Origin of the sequence: Clostridium sp. ATCC 25772, assembly GCF_001573875.1 — a bacterium.
GTDB lineage: Bacteria > Bacillota > Clostridia > Clostridiales > Clostridiaceae > Clostridium_J > Clostridium_J senegalense.
Window position 1 is genome coordinate 1 of sequence record NZ_LFRG01000192.1, and the last position, 567, is coordinate 567.

At 29.3% G+C, this 567-nt stretch carries 1 pseudogene; it reads left to right on the forward strand.

From position 1 onward, the window contains the following. A pseudogene (locus AZI32_RS17535) lies at positions 1-438 on the forward strand (carbamoyl-phosphate synthase large subunit); the annotation flags it as partial. Positions 439-567 lie beyond the last annotated feature (129 nt).

Sequence of the window (567 nt, forward strand, 5' to 3'; positions counted from 1 at the left end):
TTATACAAAGGATTCTTAGGTGCTGGTAAAAAGATGTCTAATAAAAGAGGTGTTGTTTTAGCAACTATAAATAACTATGATAAAGATGAGTTTATAGAAATAGCTAAAGACATGAATGACTTAGGATATACATTTGTAGCAACAGAAGGAACGGCTGAATCTTTAAGAGAAAATGGAATAGAAGCTACAATAGTAAATAGAGTAGAAGAAGCTAGACCTAACATATTAGATGTTATAAGAAACAAGCAAGTAGATATAGTAATAAATACACCTACTAAAGGAAATGATTCAACTAGAGATGGGTTCAAGATAAGAAGAACAGCTACGGAGTTTTCAACAGAAGTAATGACTTCGTTAGATACATTAAAAGCTTTAGTAGAAGTTAAGAAAAAAGAAATAAATAGAGATGGTTTAGCAGTTTACAATATAGCAGATTAAGAGATTATGGAGTTGTTTTTAGATAATTAAAACAACTCCATATTTTTTTAAAATTCTAAGTGCCTCATATATATCTACCTCTTTAAATTTAACTTTATCTCCTGGTTTACATTGAGCTAGTTTGCATAG